Source organism: Amycolatopsis anabasis (assembly GCF_009765355.1).
GTDB lineage: Bacteria > Actinomycetota > Actinomycetes > Mycobacteriales > Pseudonocardiaceae > Amycolatopsis > Amycolatopsis anabasis.
This window is the reverse complement of record NZ_VTHK01000029.1, coordinates 17,538-34,017: the sequence shown is the minus strand read 5'-3', so window position 1 is coordinate 34,017 and position 16,480 is coordinate 17,538. Positions and strand designations below refer to the sequence as shown.

Annotated in this window: 19 protein-coding genes; 6 read left to right on the top strand and 13 right to left on the bottom strand. The window is 70.0% G+C overall.

The annotated features are described in order from the left end of the window. Positions 1-153 precede the first annotated feature (153 nt). A complete protein-coding gene (locus tag FXO23_RS31545) occupies positions 154-738 on the bottom strand; it encodes a TetR/AcrR family transcriptional regulator (RefSeq protein WP_158889141.1) in 585 nt (194 codons plus the stop codon). A 107-nt stretch (positions 739-845) separates the two neighbouring features. On the opposite strand from FXO23_RS31545, the gene FXO23_RS31540 reads away from it, so the two are divergent. Together FXO23_RS31540 and FXO23_RS31535 are read left to right on the top strand one after the other, a co-directional pair. Beyond that, positions 846-1,937, top strand: coding sequence for an FAD-dependent oxidoreductase (locus tag FXO23_RS31540; RefSeq protein WP_179956929.1), 1,092 nt, complete (start codon positions 846-848; stop codon positions 1,935-1,937). Next, complete coding sequence (locus FXO23_RS31535) at positions 1,934-2,551, top strand: DUF3159 domain-containing protein (protein WP_158889140.1); 618 nt, start codon at positions 1,934-1,936, stop codon at positions 2,549-2,551. The genes FXO23_RS31540 and FXO23_RS31535 overlap by 4 nt, the downstream gene beginning before the upstream one ends. Here the strand turns inward: FXO23_RS31535 and der are convergent. From der to cmk, 3 genes are read right to left on the bottom strand one after another with little or no spacing between them, the layout of a single operon-like run. Further along, positions 2,535-3,974 carry a ribosome biogenesis GTPase Der gene (der, locus tag FXO23_RS31530; RefSeq protein ID WP_158889139.1) on the bottom strand — a complete coding sequence of 480 codons (1,440 nt, stop codon included), beginning with the start codon at positions 3,972-3,974 and terminating at the stop codon, positions 2,535-2,537. The genes FXO23_RS31535 and der overlap by 17 nt on opposite strands. Further along, positions 3,974-4,651: a lysophospholipid acyltransferase family protein gene (locus FXO23_RS31525; RefSeq protein WP_158889138.1), complete on the bottom strand. Its 678-nt coding sequence runs from the start codon at positions 4,649-4,651 to the stop codon at positions 3,974-3,976. The genes der and FXO23_RS31525 overlap by 1 nt, the downstream gene beginning before the upstream one ends. Continuing rightward, positions 4,648-5,433, bottom strand: coding sequence for a (d)CMP kinase (gene cmk, locus FXO23_RS31520; protein ID WP_158889212.1), 786 nt, complete (start codon positions 5,431-5,433; stop codon positions 4,648-4,650). Before cmk ends, FXO23_RS31525 begins: the two co-directional genes overlap by 4 nt. Before the next feature lie 150 nt (positions 5,434-5,583). Between cmk and FXO23_RS31515 the strand changes: the two genes are divergently transcribed. The 4 genes from FXO23_RS31515 (at position 5,584) to mraY (ending at position 8,848) form a co-directional block, all read left to right on the top strand. Next, complete coding sequence (locus tag FXO23_RS31515; protein WP_158889137.1) at positions 5,584-6,066, top strand: cation:proton antiporter regulatory subunit; 483 nt, start codon at positions 5,584-5,586, stop codon at positions 6,064-6,066. A gap of 4 nt (positions 6,067-6,070) precedes the next feature. Then, a complete protein-coding gene (locus FXO23_RS31510) occupies positions 6,071-7,261 on the top strand; it encodes a cation:proton antiporter (RefSeq protein ID WP_158889136.1) in 1,191 nt (396 codons plus the stop codon). 102 nt (positions 7,262-7,363) lie between these two features. After that, positions 7,364-7,615: a hypothetical protein gene (locus FXO23_RS31505; RefSeq protein WP_158889135.1), complete on the top strand. Its 252-nt coding sequence runs from the start codon at positions 7,364-7,366 to the stop codon at positions 7,613-7,615. 147 nt (positions 7,616-7,762) lie between these two features. Next, on the top strand, positions 7,763-8,848 hold the full coding sequence (gene mraY, locus FXO23_RS31500) for a phospho-N-acetylmuramoyl-pentapeptide-transferase (RefSeq protein ID WP_158889134.1): 1,086 nt from the start codon (positions 7,763-7,765) through the stop codon (positions 8,846-8,848). A gap of 144 nt (positions 8,849-8,992) precedes the next feature. Here the strand turns inward: mraY and recQ are convergent, their stop codons facing one another. The 9 genes from recQ to FXO23_RS31455 form a co-directional block, all read right to left on the bottom strand. Beyond that, a complete protein-coding gene (gene recQ, locus FXO23_RS31495; RefSeq protein WP_158889133.1) occupies positions 8,993-10,834 on the bottom strand; it encodes a DNA helicase RecQ in 1,842 nt (613 codons plus the stop codon). A 102-nt stretch (positions 10,835-10,936) separates the two neighbouring features. Continuing rightward, a complete protein-coding gene (locus tag FXO23_RS31490) occupies positions 10,937-11,191 on the bottom strand; it encodes an XRE family transcriptional regulator (RefSeq protein WP_158889132.1) in 255 nt (84 codons plus the stop codon). Positions 11,192-11,255: 64 nt separating this feature from the next. After that, positions 11,256-11,552 carry a hypothetical protein gene (locus FXO23_RS31485; RefSeq protein WP_158889131.1) on the bottom strand — a complete coding sequence of 99 codons (297 nt, stop codon included), beginning with the start codon at positions 11,550-11,552 and terminating at the stop codon, positions 11,256-11,258. Positions 11,553-11,605: 53 nt separating this feature from the next. After that, entirely contained in the window at positions 11,606-12,601 is a 996-nt protein-coding gene (locus FXO23_RS31480; RefSeq protein ID WP_158889130.1) for a helix-turn-helix domain-containing protein, read from the bottom strand. Between the two features lie 43 nt (positions 12,602-12,644). Then, on the bottom strand, positions 12,645-13,382 hold the full coding sequence (locus FXO23_RS31475; RefSeq protein WP_158889129.1) for a pseudouridine synthase: 738 nt from the start codon (positions 13,380-13,382) through the stop codon (positions 12,645-12,647). After that, on the bottom strand, positions 13,372-14,139 hold the full coding sequence (gene scpB, locus FXO23_RS31470) for an SMC-Scp complex subunit ScpB (RefSeq protein ID WP_158889128.1): 768 nt from the start codon (positions 14,137-14,139) through the stop codon (positions 13,372-13,374). The genes FXO23_RS31475 and scpB overlap by 11 nt, the downstream gene beginning before the upstream one ends. Then, a complete protein-coding gene (locus tag FXO23_RS31465) occupies positions 14,136-15,056 on the bottom strand; it encodes a segregation and condensation protein A (RefSeq protein ID WP_158889127.1) in 921 nt (306 codons plus the stop codon). Before FXO23_RS31465 ends, scpB begins: the two co-directional genes overlap by 4 nt. Before the next feature lie 2 nt (positions 15,057-15,058). Continuing rightward, positions 15,059-15,472, bottom strand: coding sequence for a cobyrinic acid a,c-diamide synthase (locus FXO23_RS31460; protein WP_158889126.1), 414 nt, complete (start codon positions 15,470-15,472; stop codon positions 15,059-15,061). Then, positions 15,469-16,440: a ParA family protein gene (locus FXO23_RS31455; protein WP_158889125.1), complete on the bottom strand. Its 972-nt coding sequence runs from the start codon at positions 16,438-16,440 to the stop codon at positions 15,469-15,471. The genes FXO23_RS31460 and FXO23_RS31455 overlap by 4 nt, the downstream gene beginning before the upstream one ends. Between the last annotated feature and the right edge of the window lie 40 nt (positions 16,441-16,480).

Here is a 16,480-nt window from a genome sequence, read left to right as displayed (position 1 = left end):
ATTTCTCACCTTCACAGACGAGTCAGTCGGGCTCGCCCTCTCCAGCTGAGGCGCCCGGTCACAGACCGACCAGAATACTGGAGGTGAACAGGAGATATCGCCAGGGTCTCGGTCGGGTGTCGGAGATCACCCGGTAGCGCGGGCGACTCGCCCCTATCCGGTGAGGCAGTGCTGCACGACCGAACCGAACCTGGTCACCAGTTCGTCGATGGGCGCGGAGGCGATCGGCTCGATCCGCAGAACGTAGCGCGCCACCGTGAGGCCCAGGAGTTGCACGTTCACCATGCCGGCCCGCAGCGCGGCGTCCGGCGCGTCGAGCAGCGCCGCCAGGCGACCGGTGATTTCCCGGTCGATGAACTCGCGGAGCAGCGCTTCGGACTGGTCGTGGGTGGGGGCGGACCGGGTGAGCAGCACCAGCGGGGTGCGGTCGGATTTGTCCAGGTTCTCCAGGAGGGTCCGGATGACGCGCTCGCCGATGCCCTCGAGGTCGCCGGTGAAGATCGCTTCGATGGCCGGCGGGAGGTCGGGGGACATCTCGATGGCCGCGCCGAACAGGCCCTGTTTGGTGCCGAAGAAGTAGAACACCATCGCCGGGTCGACGCCCGCTTCGGCGGCGACCGCGCGCACCGTGGTGCCCCCGTAGCCGTGCTCGCGGAAGAGCACGCGGGCGGCCTCCAGGATCCGCTGCTTGCTCTCCGCACCGGTTCGCCAGCGCCCGGGACGACTGTGTTCTGCCATGACCGGGTGAGCCTACCGGGAAGGTTCTTCATCGGTTGGTGGAGTTTCTCCCCGCCTCGCGGTAGCGTGAACTTCATCAGTTGGTGAAGAACCTTGGGGGTGACCGGATGCGGGTGATCGTGGTCGGTGCCGGGCTCGGCGGGTTGACGCTGGCCCACGGCTTGCGACGGGCGGGTATCGACGTCGCGGTGTACGAGCGGGACGGGGCGCGCGGGCGGCCGCAGGGCGTCAGCCTGCATTTCGACGACCGGGCGCGGGCGGCCCTGCGCGCGTGCCTGCCACCGGAACACGTGGCGATGGTGGAGGCGACCATGGGCGGGCCGCGGGAGCGGACGTTGTCACTGTCCGAAGTGGACGGAGAGCTGGCGGTCGTGCGCGAGCAACCGGCCGACGGCGCGGCGGGGCGGGCGCGGCCCGGCCGCCAGGTCAGCCGGCGGCTGCTGCGGGCGGTGCTGCTGACCGGGCTGGCGGACGCGGTGCGGTTCGAAGCCGAGTTCACCCGGTTCGAACGGCGGGCCGACGGGACCGTCCGGGCCTGGTTCGCCGATGGCCACACGGACACCGCAGACGTGCTGGTCGGCGCGGACGGGATCGGTTCGGCGGTCCGCCGCCAGCACCTGCCGCACGTGCGGGTGGCCGACACGGGAAAGCGCATGCTGATGGGCGCGAGTCCGCTGCGGGCCGTGGCCGGAACCGGGCTGCCCGGGCTGATCGGCGACAGCCCTGCCAGTGTCCAGGTGCGCGGCACCATGACGATGGCGCTGGGCGTGCACCGGTTCGCCCAGCCGCCGACCGCCGCGCGGGACCGGTGGCTGCCCGCGTTGCGCTCCGCGGCCGTGGCCGATGCCGAGGACTACGTGATGTGGGCCCTGCCCGACACGCGGGACCGGCCCGGTCCGGACGCGGCGTGGCGGCGGGCCCGGGAACTGGCCGCGGCGCTGCACCCGGCGTTGGGGCTGGTCGTCGACCAAGCGTGGCCGGAGGTCACGGTCGCGATCCGGATCGGCATGATCCCGCCGGTACCGGCGTTGCCCGCGGGTCCGGTGACGCTCATCGGCGACGCCATCCACGCGGCCCCGGGGTTCGGCGGCAACCTGGCGATGCGGGACGCGCACCGCCTCCGCGACGCCCTCGTCCAGGCGTCCCGGGGCGAGCGGGATCTGCTCGCCGCGATCGGCGCCGCGGAGTCGCGCGCATGAACTTCACCGCGCTGACGCAGAAGTCGCTGTCCTTGTTCGCCGCCGTGGGCGGTTGGCGCACGGTCGCCGAAACCGTTGTATCGCGGGCGCTGTTCGTGGTCGCCTATGTCCTGAGCGGCCAGGTGCTGACCGCCGCGCTGGTGGCGGTCGGCGGTGTGGCGGTGTTCGCGGTGGTGCGGGTGTGCACCGACCGGAAGTTCTGGCAGCCGGGGATCGGGCTGCTCATGGTGGGGCTGTCCGCGTTCCTGGCCGGGAACAGCGGGCATGCGGTCGACTTCTACCTCACGAGCCTGTTGCTCCCGGCGGCCGCCGGGGTCGCGCTGCTGGTGTCCATGCTGGTGCGGTGGCCGGTGATCGGTCTGGTGGTGGGGGCGGCCCGGGGCGAACGGTTCGGCTGGCGGCGGGACCGGGTACGGCGGCGGCGCTACCAGCTGTGCACGGCGGTGTTCCTGGTGAAGCTCGCCCTCGAGCTGGCGGTGCTGGCACCGTTGTACGCGGCCGGGCACGTGGTCGCGCTCGGGATCGCCAGCACCCTGCTCAGCACGCCCACGCTGGTCGTCTGCGCCTACCTGTGCTGGCGAATCCTGCGCACCGAAATCAGTGCCGCTTCTTGACGCCCGGTTTGGTGCCCGGCTTGGGCTTCTTCTCCCGGACGCGGACGTTGATCCGGACCGGGCTGCCCGCGAAGCCGAACCGCTCCCGGAACTTGCGCTCGATGAACCGCCGGTACCCGGCCTCCAGGAAACCCGTGGTGAACAGCACCAGCGTCGGCGGCCGGATGCCCGCCTGCGTCGCGAACAGCACCTTCGGCTGCTTGCCACCGCGCACCGGCGGCGGGGTGGCCGCGATCAGATCGGACAGCCACCCGTTCAGCTGGCCGGTCGGCACCCGCTGGTCCCAGGACGCGAGCGCGGTCCGCAGCGCGGGCGCGAGTTTGCGCACCGAGCGCCCGGTGAGCGCGGAGATGTTCACCTTCTCCGCCCACGGCACCCGGACCAGGCCCCGGTCCAGTTCGCGGTCGAGCTGGTAGCGGCGCTCCTCGTCGACCAGGTCCCATTTGTTGAACGCCAGCACGCACGCCCGCCCGGCCTCGACGACCGTGCTCAGCACCCGCAGGTCCTGCTCGGACAGCGGTTCGCTCGCGTCCAGCAGCACGATGGCCACTTCGGACGCGTCGATCGCGGTCTTGGTGCGCAGCGACGCGTAGTACTCGGTGCCGCTCGCGGTCTGCACCCGCTTGCGCAGCCCGGCGGTGTCCACGAACCGCCAGGTCTCGCCGTCCAGTTCGACGAGCGAGTCGACCGGGTCGACGGTGGTCCCGGCCACCGAGTCGACCACCGCGCGCTGCTCGCCGGAGAGCTTGTTGAGCAGGCTCGACTTGCCCACGTTCGGCTTGCCGACCAGCGCGACCCGCCGCGGACCGGCCACCCACTCGCCTTCACGGGGCGCCTCCGGCAGGGCGGCCACGATCTTGTCGAGCAGATCGCCCGAACTGCGCCCGTGCAGCGCGCTCACCGGAATCGGCTCGCCGATCCCGAGCGACCACAGCGACGCGGTGTCGGCCAGCAACCGCTCGTCGTCGACCTTGTTCGCGGCCAGCAGCACCGGGCGCTTCGAGCGGCGCAACACCTTCGCGACGGCCTCGTCGGTCGCGGTCGCGCCGACCGACGCGTCCACCACCAGCAGTACGGCGTCCGAAGTGGACATCGCCAGCTCGGCCTGCGCGGCGACCGCGCCCTGCAGCCCGGTCGCGCCCGGTTCCCAGCCGCCGGTGTCCACCACGGTGAACCGCCGCCCGCTCCACAGCGCGTCGTAGGCCACGCGGTCCCGGGTCACCCCGGGCACGTCCTGCACGACGGCCTCGCGGCGGCCCAGGATCCGGTTGACCAAAGTGGACTTGCCCACGTTCGGCCGGCCCACCACGGCGAGCACCGGCTGGGCGAGCTGGGCCTCCTCGTCAGCTTCGGTGGCAGCCACGGCCGCGTCCAGCGCGGTGAACTCCGACTCGTCGGACCAGGTGCCGTCAACCTCGGTCATTACTTCTCTTTCCTTTGCGGCACAGCGAATCCGTGTGCCTCACGCCATTCATCCAAAACTCTGACCAGGTCGGCGAGCTCGGTGCGGAGCCGTTCGGTGGCCACGTCCAGTCCGGACCGGCCACGACCGACATCCACGGTGAACGGCTCGCCCACCAGTATGTCCACCCGCGGCCGGAACCGCCGACCGCGCCCCGCCGGGCGCAAGGTGCCCCGCGTCGCGACCGGGAGCAGGACCGCCCCGGACGCCCGGACCAGCCAGGCCGCGCCGCGCTCGGCACTCGCCACATCACCCGCGCCCCGGGTCCCCTCCGGGAAGATGCCGATCAGGCCACCGGCCTTGAGCACGGAAACCGCGGTCAGCAGCGGAACCCGGTCCGGTTCGCCCCGGCGCACCGGCACCTGGCCGATCCGCCGGAAGAACCAGCCCAGCGCGCCTTTGAACAGTTCCTCCTTGACCAGGAACACCGAGCGGCGCGGCAACATTCCGAAGATGAGCTGCGGCTCGGCCATCGTGCTGTGATTCGCGATGACCACGACCGGTCCGGTCCGCGGCACCCGCTCGACGCCGTGCACCCGCACCTTGAACGCCGTGCCGCCGACGGCGTACCGCGCGATCAGCCTGCCGAACTCGTGCAGCCAGGGTGTGGCGTCACCGGGCAGGCCGGTTCCGCTCACGGCCTGGCCTCAGTGCCTGTCTGAGAACGCGCGGACGGGCGCGTTCCGCCACTCCATTCAGGCGGTTCAACCCGGCTTTCAGACGCTCTGTCAGCGGCGCACCCGGACAACATGCCCCGCTGGTTCGCCAGTTCGCAGAGCGCCACGAGGACCTGGTCGATGTTCAGCTCGGAGGTGTCGACGTGCACCGCGTCCTCGGCGGCGCGCAGCGGCGACGCGGCCCGGCTCGAGTCCAGCCGGTCCCGCCGCTGCACCGAGGCGAGCACGTCACCGACCGTGGCGTCCCGCCCCGCGGCCGAATCCTGCGCGGTGCGCCGGGCGGCCCGGACGTCCGCCGACGCGGTGAGGAAGACCTTCAGCGGCGCGTCCGGGGCGACCACCGTGCCGATGTCGCGACCCTCGACCACGATCCCGCCGATCGTGTCCAGCACCTCCGCGATGATCCGGCGCTGCCGGGCGACCAGCAGCTGCCGCACCTCGGGCACCGCCGAAACCGGGGACACCGCGTGGTTCACGTCGTCCCCGCGGATCTCGGCCGCGACGTCCTCGCCGTCGAGCGCGACGCTCGGCCGCTCCGGGCTGGTGCCGATGTCGAGCGCGACGCCCCCGGCGAGTTTCGCGACCGCGGGCGCGTCGGCCGGATCGACCCCGGCCCGCAGCACGGCCAGCGTGATCACCCGGTACATCGCGCCGGTGTCCAGGTACCCGGCGCCCAGCCGGTCGGCGAGTTTGCGCGCGACCGTGGTCTTCCCGGTTCCCGACGGACCGTCCAGGGCGACCACGCCGCGTAGGGCTCCCGACACCGAATGTTCTCCTAGTCACTCGCCGATCACCTGCGGCGTTCCATTCTGCCTGCTGGTCGCCAGGCAGAATCAGTCGGCCGGGCGATGGGGCGGGCACACGGTTTGTCCGACTGGGTTACCGTGGTTTATGTGAACGTTGAAGTAACCCCGTTGCCAGGTATCGGCGTGCGCAAGGACTTCGCGCTCCGCAACGGCCGCCGGGTGGGTGTGGTCACCCAGCGGGACGGCCAGATCGAGTTGATCGTGTCCAAGTCGGACGATCCCGACGCCTGCGTCGCCTCCCTGCCGCTGACCACCGAGGAGGCGGGCGCGCTGGCCAACCTGCTCGGCGCGCCGCAGCTGATCGGGCAACTCACCGAGGAGCACCGCGACCTCCCGGGAATCAACACCCGGCAGCTGCCGATCAAATCCGGTTCGCCGTTCGACGGCCGCACCCTGGGCGACACCGCGCTGCGCACCCGCACCGGCGTATCGGTGGTCGCGGTGATGCGGGCCGGTCAGGTGCATCCCTCCCCCACCCCGGACTTCACGTTCACCGCGGGCGATCTGCTCGTCGCCGTCGGCACGTCCGAGGGGCTGGAGCACGCCCTCAAGATCCTCAAGCACGGCTGAACCCGTGGATGAAACCGCACTGTCCCTGATCGAGCTGGGGGCGGTCTTCTTCGCCCTGGGCGCACTCGGCAGGCTCGCCGCCAGGATCGGGATGTCCCCCATCCCGCTGTACCTGATCGGCGGGCTGTGCTTCGGCAAGGGCGGGCTGATCCCGCTGCACGACATCGGCGACTTCACGCACCTGGCCAGCGAGATGGGCGTGGTGCTGCTGCTCCTGCTGCTCGGGCTGGAGTACTCGGCCGCCGAGCTGTTCACCGGGCTGAAACGCTCGTGGATGGCGGGGCTGCTGGACATCGTGCTCAACGCCGCGCCCGGCGCCGCGGTCGCGCTCATCCTCGGCTGGGGCCCGGTCGGCGCCCTGGTCATGGCCGGGGTCACCTACATCTCGTCGTCCGGGATCATCGCGAAGGTCCTCGGCGACCTCGGGCGGCTGGGCAACCGGGAAACTCCGGTGGTGCTGTCGATCCTGGTGTTCGAGGACCTGGTGATGGCGCTGTACCTGCCGATCCTCACCGCGCTGCTGGTGGGCGTGAGCTTCCTCGGCGGCCTCGAGGCGGTGGGCATCTCGCTGCTGGTCATCACCGTGGTGCTGCTCATCGCGCTGAAGCTGGGCCGGTACGTGTCGGCGCTGGTGGACAGCCCCGACCGGGAGGTGTTCCTGCTCAAGGTGCTGGGCGCCGCGCTGCTGGTCGCCGGGCTGGCTTCCGCGCTGCAGGTGTCCGCCGCGGTCGGCGCGTTCCTGCTGGGCATCGCGATCTCCGGGTCCACCGCCGAGAACGCCACGCACCTGCTGGAACCGCTGCGCGACCTGTTCGCCGCGGTGTTCTTCGTGGTCTTCGGCCTCAACACCGATCCGGCGGCGATTCCCCCGGTGCTCGGCTGGGCGATCGCCCTGGCCGTGGTCACCACGCTGACCAAGGTCACCACCGGCTGGTGGGCGGCCCGGCGGCAGGGCGTCGGACGGCTCGGGCGGGCCCGCGCCGGGGCGGCACTCGTGGCGCGCGGGGAGTTCTCGATCGTCATCGCCGGACTCGCGGTGAGCTACGGCGCGGTCGACGGCGACCTCGCCGCCCTGGCGACCGCGTACGTCTTGTTGATGGCGATCCTCGGCCCGATCGCCGCCCGAGTGGTCGAGCCGGTCGCCCGTGGCCTGCAACGCAAAGTCACGCGTGCCCCGGCCGCCACCCTCCCGTAACCCGGCGTTGGGCTGTTCGTGTATTCGACGTGTTCGCCTCGAGAAGGATTGTGACACCATCGAATTGGGGGGATCACCCGAGGAATGGGGAGCGTCGGTCGGATGACCAGCGTCGAACAACTCCTGCAGAATCTCTTGGCCGCAAAGGAAGCCCTGGACCAGTGCGCGCCCATCCACGGTGTCGCCGATGCGGTGAAGACGGCCCAGGCCCACCTGCAACAAGCCGGGACCGGTCGCTACGACGAGTACCTCTCCGGCGCGATCGAAGGCACGCAGCAGGCCCAGCAGTCCATCGCCGCCCTGGAACAAGCGGTCGACCAGCACATCGCACAGGCGCAGCAGATGATGGGGTGACGCGTCCGGCGCGCGGTTAGCACCGCCCCCGATCAGGCCGCCGAACGCGATCAGTAAGGTTTCCCGCCGAGAGGAAAGCGAAGTCCCGTTGCGACGGCTGAGAAAGCGCCGCACGGCTCGCGGATTCGGCCCGACATAAGGGGAATCTTGGTCAGCATCTTGATCGGCGCGCTCGGCGCCTTGCTGGTGTCGATCGTGCTCACCCCGCGGTTGATCAGGGTCTTCTCCCGGCGCGGGTTCGGGCAGGAGATCCGCGAAGAAGGCCCCCAGGGACACCAGTCCAAACGCGGTACCCCGACCATGGGTGGCGTCGCGATCATTGTCGCGATGGTGGCGGGTTACGCCCTCGCCCACCTGGTCAACTGGCTCCGCCACCCGGATCAGGCGACCCCGTCGGTCTCCGGCCTACTGGTCCTCTTCCTCGCCGTCGGACTGGGTGTCGTCGGGTTCCTGGACGACTTCATCAAGATCCGCAAGCAGCGCAGCCTCGGGCTGAACAAGACCGCGAAATCGGTCGGCCAGCTCCTGGTCGGCGTGGCGTTCGCGATCCTGGTGGTGCAGTTCCCCGACGCCAACGGGGTGACGCCGGGCTCGCTGAAGCTGTCCTACGCCCGTGACTTCGCGATGGCCGCGTTGCCGCTGGTCATCTTCGTCGTGCTCTGCTACGTGCTGATCTGGGCGTGGTCGAACGCGGTGAACCTGACCGACGGCCTCGACGGGCTGGCCGGTGGTTCCTCGGCCATGGTCCTCGCGACGTACGTGGTGATCTCGTTCTGGCAGGCGCGCCTGTCCTGCGCGGCTCCGGATCCGAGCGGCGCCTGCTACGTGGTGCGGGATCCGCTCGATCTCGCGGTGGTCGCCGCCGCGGCCACCGGAGCCTGCGTCGGCTTCCTCTGGTGGAACGCGGCCCCGGCCAAGATCTTCATGGGCGACACCGGTTCGCTCTCCCTCGGCGGCCTGGTCGCCGGGCTGTCCGTGACGACCCGGACCGAACTGCTGGCCATCGTCATCGGCGGCCTGTTCGTGGTCGAGATGCTGTCGGTGACCGTGCAGGTCGTGGTGTTCCGCGCGACGAAACGGCGGCTGTTCCGGATGGCCCCCTTCCACCACCACTTCGAACTCGGCGGCTGGGCGGAGACCACGGTCATCATCCGGTTCTGGCTGCTCGCCGCCATCTGCTGCATGTTCGGCCTGGGCCTGTTCTACAGCGAGCAGGTCGGCCTGGGCGGCTAGCCCTCGCCGCCCCTGCGGGGCGCCTGTTGCTGGGTGAGTTTCGGGTGGGTCGCCTCGTTCGGTTGCCCCGAAAGTGCGCGCACTTTCGGGGCGTGTCGTGAGTGTTCGGACCGGCTAGAACCTGGCTAGAACCGGCGCAAACGCTCACGACCCTTGCCCGCCCAGGGTGTCGAGGATCTGCTGGCCGTACTTGGCCAGCTTGCTCTCCCCGACCCCGCTGACCGTGCCGAGCTCGGCCAGCGTCTTCGGCGACTCGGTGGCGATCTGCCGCAGGGTCTTGTCGTGGAAGATCACGTACGGCGGCACGCCCTGTTCCTTCGCCTGAGCCGCCCGCCAGGCGCGGAGCCGCTCGAAGACCGGCGCCGCCTCCGCGGACAGTTCGACGGGCGCGGGGCGCGCGGCCTTGGCGGCCCGGGCCTTGGCCACGCGTTCGGGTTCGCGCCGCAGCCGGACCTCGCGTTCCTTGCGCAGCACCCCGGCGCTCGCGTCGGTGAGGACCAGCGTGCCGTAGTCGCCTTCGACGCCGATCAGGCGCTGCGCGAGCAGTTGGCGGACCACGCCGCGCCATTCGGGTTCGGTCAGTTCGGTGCCGATGCCGAACACGGTCAGCGAGTCGTGGTCGTGCTGGATGACCTTGGACGTCTTCTTGCCGAGCAGGATGTCGATGATCTGCCCGGCGCCGAACTTCTGGCGGCGCTCGCGCTGCAGCCGGAACACCGCGGACAGCAGCTTCTGCGCGGGGACCGTGCCGTCCCAGGATTCGGGCGGGGTGAGGCAGGTGTCGCAGTTGCCGCACGGGGTGCTCTCCTGGCCGAAGTAGGCGAGCAGCTGCACCCGGCGGCATTCCACGGTCTCGCACAGCGCGAGCATCGCGTCCAGGTGGGTGGCCAGGCGGCGCCGGTGCGCGTCGTCGCCTTCGGAGGTGTCGATCATCTTGCGCTGCTGCACCACGTCCTGCAGCCCGTAGGCCAGCCAGGCGGTGGACGGCAGCCCGTCGCGACCGGCGCGACCGGTCTCCTGGTAGTAGCCCTCGACGGATTTCGGCAGGTCGAGATGGGCGACGAACCGGACATCGGGTTTGTCGATGCCCATGCCGAACGCGATCGTGGCCACCACGACCAGCCCTTCTTCGCGCAGGAAGCGCGCCTGGTGCTCGGCTCGAGTGCGCGCGTCCAGCCCCGCGTGGTACGGCAGCGCGGTGATGCCGTTGGCGGTCAGGAATTCCGCGGTCTTCTCCACCGAGGCGCGGGACAGGCAGTAGACGATGCCCGCGTCCCCCTTGTGCTCGGTGCGCAGCAGCTCGAGCAGCTGCTTCTTCGGCTCGTTCTTCGGTTCGATCCGGTACTGGATGTTCGGCCGGTCGAAGCTCGCGACGAAGTGCTTGGCGTCCTTCAGGTTCAGCCGGGTCGCGATTTCGGCGTGCGTGGCCTTGGTCGCGGTGGCGGTCAGCGCGATGCGCGGCACGTCCGGCCAGCGTTCGTGCAGCTCGGACAGGCCCAGGTAATCGGGCCGGAAGTCGTGCCCCCACTGGGAAACGCAGTGCGCCTCGTCGATGGCGAACAGCGCGATCGTGCCGCGGTCGAGCAGGTTCAGCGTCGACTCCACGCGCAGGCGCTCCGGGGCGAGGTAGAGCAGATCCAGTTCCCCGGCGAGGAATTCCTGCTCGACCAGGCGGCGTTCGTCGAAATCCTGGGTGGAGTTGAGGAATCCGGCCCGCACGCCGAGATCGCGCAACGCGTCGACCTGGTCCTGCATGAGCGCGATGAGCGGCGAGACGACGACCCCGACGCCCTTTCGCACCAGCGCGGGAATCTGGTAGCACAACGACTTCCCGCCGCCGGTCGGCATGAGCACGAGCGCGTCGCCACCGGCGACGACGTGCTCGATGATCTCCTGCTGGCCTCCCCGGAACGAGTCGTAGCCGAAGACGCGGTGCAGGGTCCGCGCCGCGTCGCTGGTCTCGGTGAGGGTTTCGGGAGAAGCCACGGCGGCGATCCTACTGACGCCCCCACCCGCCCGGCGACCACGCAACGCCCCCAAGGCCGCCTTCAGGACGCCAGGCGCCCCAAGAAGGTCCTTGACGTTCTGTCAGCCGAGCGGCGCGACGACCATGACGATCCGGAATCCGGCGGCATGGGCGTAGGCCCGCAGGCGCTGGACCGAAACTTCTTCGCGTTGGCGCGTCTCCAGGCGGCAGACGAACGCCGCGTTGCACCCCATGTAGGCGGCGATGTCGCGTTGGGTGAGGCCGCGGGTCTTGCGCAGCCGGACGAGTTCGGTGATCAGCTCGCCGATCGGATCGGCGAACGGGGCGGACAGGGCACGCTCGGGGTGGTAGTTCATGACTCCGCAATGAGGTGTTGTTGGTCCGGAATGTGCAACTCGCGTGCCCGAATGTGGAATTCGCTTACCTGAGTGTGTAGTTCGCGCGGGCCTCGGTTTCGGCGATCTCGTCGCAGGCGTGGCATGCGTAGACGCAGGGCAGCTTGCGCCCCCTGGCGGAGACCTTGTGCAGCACTCCGCACAAGGTGGTCACGAGCTCACCGGACGGGGGCCGGGCGCGGTACCGGGTCCGGTGGCGAACCCCGCCGACCACCGGCCGGTAGCAACGCGGGAGCTTGAGCCCGTGGCGCCCGGTGTCCTCGGTGAACACATCGCCCTCGTCCGTCTCGACCGTGCCGTGCTGATCAACCCGCCAACTCATATGACCAGCGTCGACCGGAGATCAGCCGTCGCTGAGGGGTTGCGCGATGCGCATCAGATGCGCGTCACCGCGACCTCGAGCGCGTGCCGGTAGTCGCCGGTCCACTCGGCATCCCGCTGATCGAGGGGTAGCTCGGCCAAGCCAGCGGCGAGGAACTCGGCCGCCTCCTGGTTCCGGCCCGCATAGCGGTAGATCATGCCACGCTGGAGTGTCCAGAACGCCGACCCGTAGTAGTAGCTCCACGGTGGTGCGTCCTCAGTGCGGCCAGGGATGTCCGCTATCCGCTTCTCGGCGACATCGAGCGTCCGGTCGGCCTGGTCGGGGTTTCCGGCCATGGCGTGCCCCCGCGCTTCCTGCATGGCATCGAACGCGCGCTGACCGACGTGCACAGCGGGATTGCGCTGGGCGGCCCGGGACAGGCCGATCATCGGCCCGACATGCCCCTCCATCCAGGCAAGGTGTCCCTTGTAGCTCAAGGCGTTGGCCTGCAAAGTCACATTGTCGGCTTCGGTGGCCCATTCCAGAGCACGGTCGAACCACCGGCCGGAAAGCGGCAGCTGATCCGTCGCCGCGTGCAACCAACCGGTGAACTGCGCCCACTGCGCCGCCAGGTCGACCACAGCTGGCCGCAACACACCCCGGGCATCGACCACCAGGGACTCAAGCAACCGAACATAACCGAGGGTCGGCTCAAGAACCGCCCGCGCACCGAGGGTGTCCTCCATCCGCCGCGACTCCGCGAGCACCGCCGCCAAAGCTCCGAGCGCCGACGAATCAACAGCCCGCGGCCGCTCAGTCACACGGGCAAGCCTGCCGCGGTCGTCGGAGGTGAGCACCGCGCTTCCCGGATCGAGGAGCGCCCGCAACGCACCATCCGCACCGAGCGCCTCATCGAGCCGATCGGCCGTCGACGGATCAACCGCCTGCCGATCCGACTCGTAACGGGAAAGGGTCGTCTGTGAGATGAACACCCGCCGCGCCAGATCCCGCTGCGACACATCGGCGGACTCCCGCAGACGACGCAAGACCTGACCGAAACTCTCGACCATCGGCGCTCCTTCGCGAGGAGATGCGGCTACCAGGCTACCCGCGTCAGAGATCCACCGAGCGGTAGAGCGAGCCGACTTCTTCGCGGGTCAGGACGCGCAGCGAGCCGGGGCGGGCGGTGCCGAGCCGCACGTCGCCGACCGCGGTCCGCACGAGTTTGCGCACCGGGTGCCCGACCTCGGCGAGCAGCCGCCGCACGATGTGCTTGCGCCCCTCGTGCAGCACGATCTCCACGAGCGTGCGGCCCGCCTGCATGTCCTTGACCCGGAACGCGTCGGCCTGGACCGGGCCGTCCTCAAGGTCCACCCCGGCGCGCAACTGCTTGCCGAGCCCCCGCGGCACCGTGCCGTCGACCTCCGCGAGATACGTCTTCAGCACGTGGAACGACGGGTGCATCAGCCGGTGCGCGAGGTCGCCGTCGTTGGTCAGCAGCAACAGGCCCTCGGTGTCGGCGTCGAGGCGGCCGACGTGGAACAACCGCTCGGTGCGGTTCCGCACGAAGTCGCCGACGCACGGGCGGCCCTGGTCGTCGGTCATCGTGCTGTGCACCCCGCGCGGTTTGTTCAGCGCCAGGTACACCAGATCCTCGCGGAGGATCACCCGCGTGCCGTCGACGTGGATCACCGCGGTGTCCGGATCGACCCGCGTGCCGAACTCGCGCACCACCTTGCCGTCCACGCTGACCCGGCCCTGGGCGATCAGATCCTCGGCGGCCCGGCGCGAAGCCACCCCGGCCTTGGCCAGGACCTTCTGCAGCCGGACGCCCTCGGCATCAGATGTCATCGATCGCGTCCACTTCCGGTAGCAAGGGAGCGATCGGGGGAAGCTCGTTCAGGGACGGGAGCCCGAGTCGCTCGAGGAACAGCTCCGTCGTCACGTACAGGGTGCCACCGGTCTCGGAATCGGTACCGGTCTCCTCGATCAGCCCCCGCGCGAGCAGGGTCCGGATCACGCCGTCCACGTTCACCCCGCGCACCGCGGCGATCCGCGCCCGGGTGACCGGCTGGCGATAGGCGATCACCGCGAGCGTCTCCAGCGCGGCCCGGGTCAGCTTCGAGCGCTGCCCGTCCAGCAGCAGCTTCTCCACGAACGGCGCATAGGTGTCCCGGGTGAAGAACCGCCACCCCTCGCCGACGCGCCGCAGATCGATGCCACTGTCCCGCTCGTCGAACCGGGTAGCCATCAGCCGCAGTGCCTCGCTCACCCGCGCGACCGGTTGATCGACCGCCTCCGCGAGCGACTCCTCGCTCGCGGGCGAGTCGACCACCAGCAGCAGCGCCTCCAGCGCCGCCTCGAGCATCCACTGCTCGGCGAGATCCGGCCGCGAGTCGGAGACGGCCACCAGCTCGGGGTCCGGCTCCTCCTCGGGCTCGGCCCCGGCTTCTTCCGATGCGGCTTCCGATTCGTCGGCGTCGACGTCGAGGACGGCTTCCGCCACCGGCGGCTCGTCCGCGCTCTCCTGCAGCCGGTCGAGATCGACGACCTCGTCCGGGCGCTCGGTTTCCCCGGCGGGAGAACTCGCCTCTTCGTGGGAACTCACCCGTACTCCTCTTCCTCCACGCTGGCGCGGTCCTGCTCGGCGGCCGCGGTGGCCTGCTCGACGGATCCGCCCGTCCAGCGCACGTGCAGTTCCTGCAACGCCTCCGGCTGGTCGAACTGGACCGTCGACTCGCGGTACAGCTCGAGCAGCGCCAGGAAGCGCGCCACGACTTCCAGCGTGTGCTCGCAGTCGCGGACCAGCTCGGTGAACGTCGCCGTGCCGGCCTCGGCCAGCCGCACCCGCAGCAGGGCCGCGTGCTCGCGCACCGAGACCTTGCCCATGTGCAGGTGGTCGAGCGACACCGTCGGCGGCGGCTTCGGCCGGAAGACCGCGAGCGCGATCTCGGCGAACTTCGCCGGATCGACTCCGAGCATGACCTCGGGCAGCAGCCCGACGAACCGCTCCTCCAAGGCCACCGACCGCGGGTACCGCCGCAGCGCACCGGCCTCCAGCTCGGCGAACAGCGCGGCGACCTGCTTGTACGCACGGTACTGCAGCACCCGGGCGAACAGCAGGTCGCGGGCCTCCAGCAGGGCGAGGTCGTCCTCGTCCTCCACCTCGGCCGAGGGCAGCAGCCGGGCCGCCTTCAGATCGAGCAGGGTCGCCGCGATCACCAGGAACTCGGTGGTCTCGTCCAGGTTCCATTCCGCCCCCAGCGCCCGCGTGTAGGCGATGAAGTCGTCGGTGACCTGGTGCAGCGCGACCTCGGTGACGTCCAGCTGGTGCTGCGAGATCAGCTGGAGGAGCAGGTCGAACGGGCCCTCGAAGTTGGCCAGCCGCACCTTGAACTTCGGCGTCGACGAGGCGTCCTCGGGAGCGACTTCGGGAAGCGGCGAGTCCGGATCCGGACTCGCCGCCACCTCGGGGTTCTGCGTGACCGGCTCCGGCTCCGTCCCTTCGGCCGGTGCACCGTCCATTCCTAGTTCGCTGCTTCCCCGGCGTCGACTCCGCCTTCGCGCAATCGCTGTACCAGCACCGATTCCGCCCCGTGCGCGTCGAAGTCGGCAAGCAGCACCGCGACCGCCTCCCGGACCAGCCGACCGCGATCGACCACCAGGTCGTGCGCGGCCCGCAGGTTCAGCCGGGCCTGCTCCATCGCGAGCAGTTCGTCCCCGGAAACGTAGACGGTGATCTTCGCATCGTGCTTCTGGCGGCCCGAACCGCGCCGGGTGGCGCCGGAGGTGGCCAGCTGTTCCTTGCGCCCGTTCTGACTCGGCTTCGGCTGCGGTTGGTCCACAGTGGACGGCTCGACCATGGCCGGGGTGTCGAGGGCGGGGCTACTGGTCAGGCGGAACAGTTCCGAAGCCCCGGGCAGCGAGGCTCGCCTGCTCACCGGGCGATCACCTCACGAGCCAGCTGGCGATACGCGGCCGCGCCGGCCGATTTCGGTGCCCATCTGGTGATCGGTTCTCCGGCCACCGTGGTTTCCGGGAACCGCACCGTGCGGTTGATCACCGTGTCGAACACGATGTCGCCGAATGCCTCCACCACGCGCGCCATGACCTCCTTCGAGTGCAGCGTCCTAGGATCGAACATGGTGGCGAGGATCCCGGTGATGTCCAGTTTCGGGTTCAACCGCTCGCGCACCTTCTCGATCGTGTCGATCAGCAACGCCACGCCACGCAAACTGAAGAACTCGCACTCCAGCGGGATGATCACGCCGTCCGCGGCGGTCAGCGCGTTCACCGTGAGCAACCCGAGCGATGGCTGGCAGTCGACCAAAACATAGTCGTAGCCGTTCATGACCGGTTGCAGTACCCGGAGTAACGTGTGCTCGCGCCCCACCTCGGCGACCAACTGCACCTCGGCGGCGGACAGGTCGATGTTGCTCGGCAGCAGGTCCATGCCCTCGACGGAGGTCTGTCGCAGGACATCGGCCGCGTTGACCGACCGTTCCATGATCGCGTTGTAGACGGTCGCGTCCAGCTCGTGCGGCTGGACGCCGAGGCCGACCGAGAGCGCGCCCTGGGGATCGAAGTCCACCAGCAGCACCCGGCGGCCGCATTCGGCGAGCGCCGCCCCGAGGTTGATGGTCGAGGTGGTCTTGCCGACGCCACCTTTCTGGTTGCACATGGCGAGCACCGTGGCGGGGCCGTGTTCGGCCAGCAGCGGCGGCTCGGGGATCGGGCGGTACGGTCGTCCGGTCGGGCCTACCCGATCCTTCGACTTCTCCTTGGTGGCGGGCAGAACAGACTCCACGGAATCGACGTCACCCTCGGTGGCGATGGTGAGGTTTTGCAGGTTCGCCGCCGCCGAACTTGCGGCAGTGGTCGACCGGGCCGGCGGCTCTGGTGTCGACATAGCGCGAAAGCTCCTCGTTGGCGGGGTCCTCGGCAGCCTA

Bases quoted from the DNA above. Each gene is read 5' to 3' on its own strand.
- FXO23_RS31545 (WP_158889141.1), bottom strand. From the start codon at position 738: ATGGCAGAACACAGTCGTCCCGGGCGCTGGCGAACCGGTGCGGAGAGC.
- FXO23_RS31540 (WP_179956929.1), top strand. From the start codon at position 846: ATGCGGGTGATCGTGGTCGGTGCCGGGCTCGGCGGGTTGACGCTGGCC.
- FXO23_RS31535 (WP_158889140.1), top strand. From the start codon at position 1,934: ATGAACTTCACCGCGCTGACGCAGAAGTCGCTGTCCTTGTTCGCCGCC.
- der (WP_158889139.1), bottom strand. From the start codon at position 3,974: ATGACCGAGGTTGACGGCACCTGGTCCGACGAGTCGGAGTTCACCGCG.
- FXO23_RS31505 (WP_158889135.1), top strand. From the start codon at position 7,364: ATGACCAGCGTCGAACAACTCCTGCAGAATCTCTTGGCCGCAAAGGAA.
- FXO23_RS31490 (WP_158889132.1), bottom strand. From the start codon at position 11,191: ATGAACTACCACCCCGAGCGTGCCCTGTCCGCCCCGTTCGCCGATCCG.
- FXO23_RS31485 (WP_158889131.1), bottom strand. From the start codon at position 11,552: ATGAGTTGGCGGGTTGATCAGCACGGCACGGTCGAGACGGACGAGGGC.
- FXO23_RS31480 (WP_158889130.1), bottom strand. From the start codon at position 12,601: ATGGTCGAGAGTTTCGGTCAGGTCTTGCGTCGTCTGCGGGAGTCCGCC.
- FXO23_RS31475 (WP_158889129.1), bottom strand. From the start codon at position 13,382: ATGACATCTGATGCCGAGGGCGTCCGGCTGCAGAAGGTCCTGGCCAAG.
- FXO23_RS31465 (WP_158889127.1), bottom strand. From the start codon at position 15,056: ATGGACGGTGCACCGGCCGAAGGGACGGAGCCGGAGCCGGTCACGCAG.
- FXO23_RS31455 (WP_158889125.1), bottom strand. From the start codon at position 16,440: ATGTCGACACCAGAGCCGCCGGCCCGGTCGACCACTGCCGCAAGTTCG.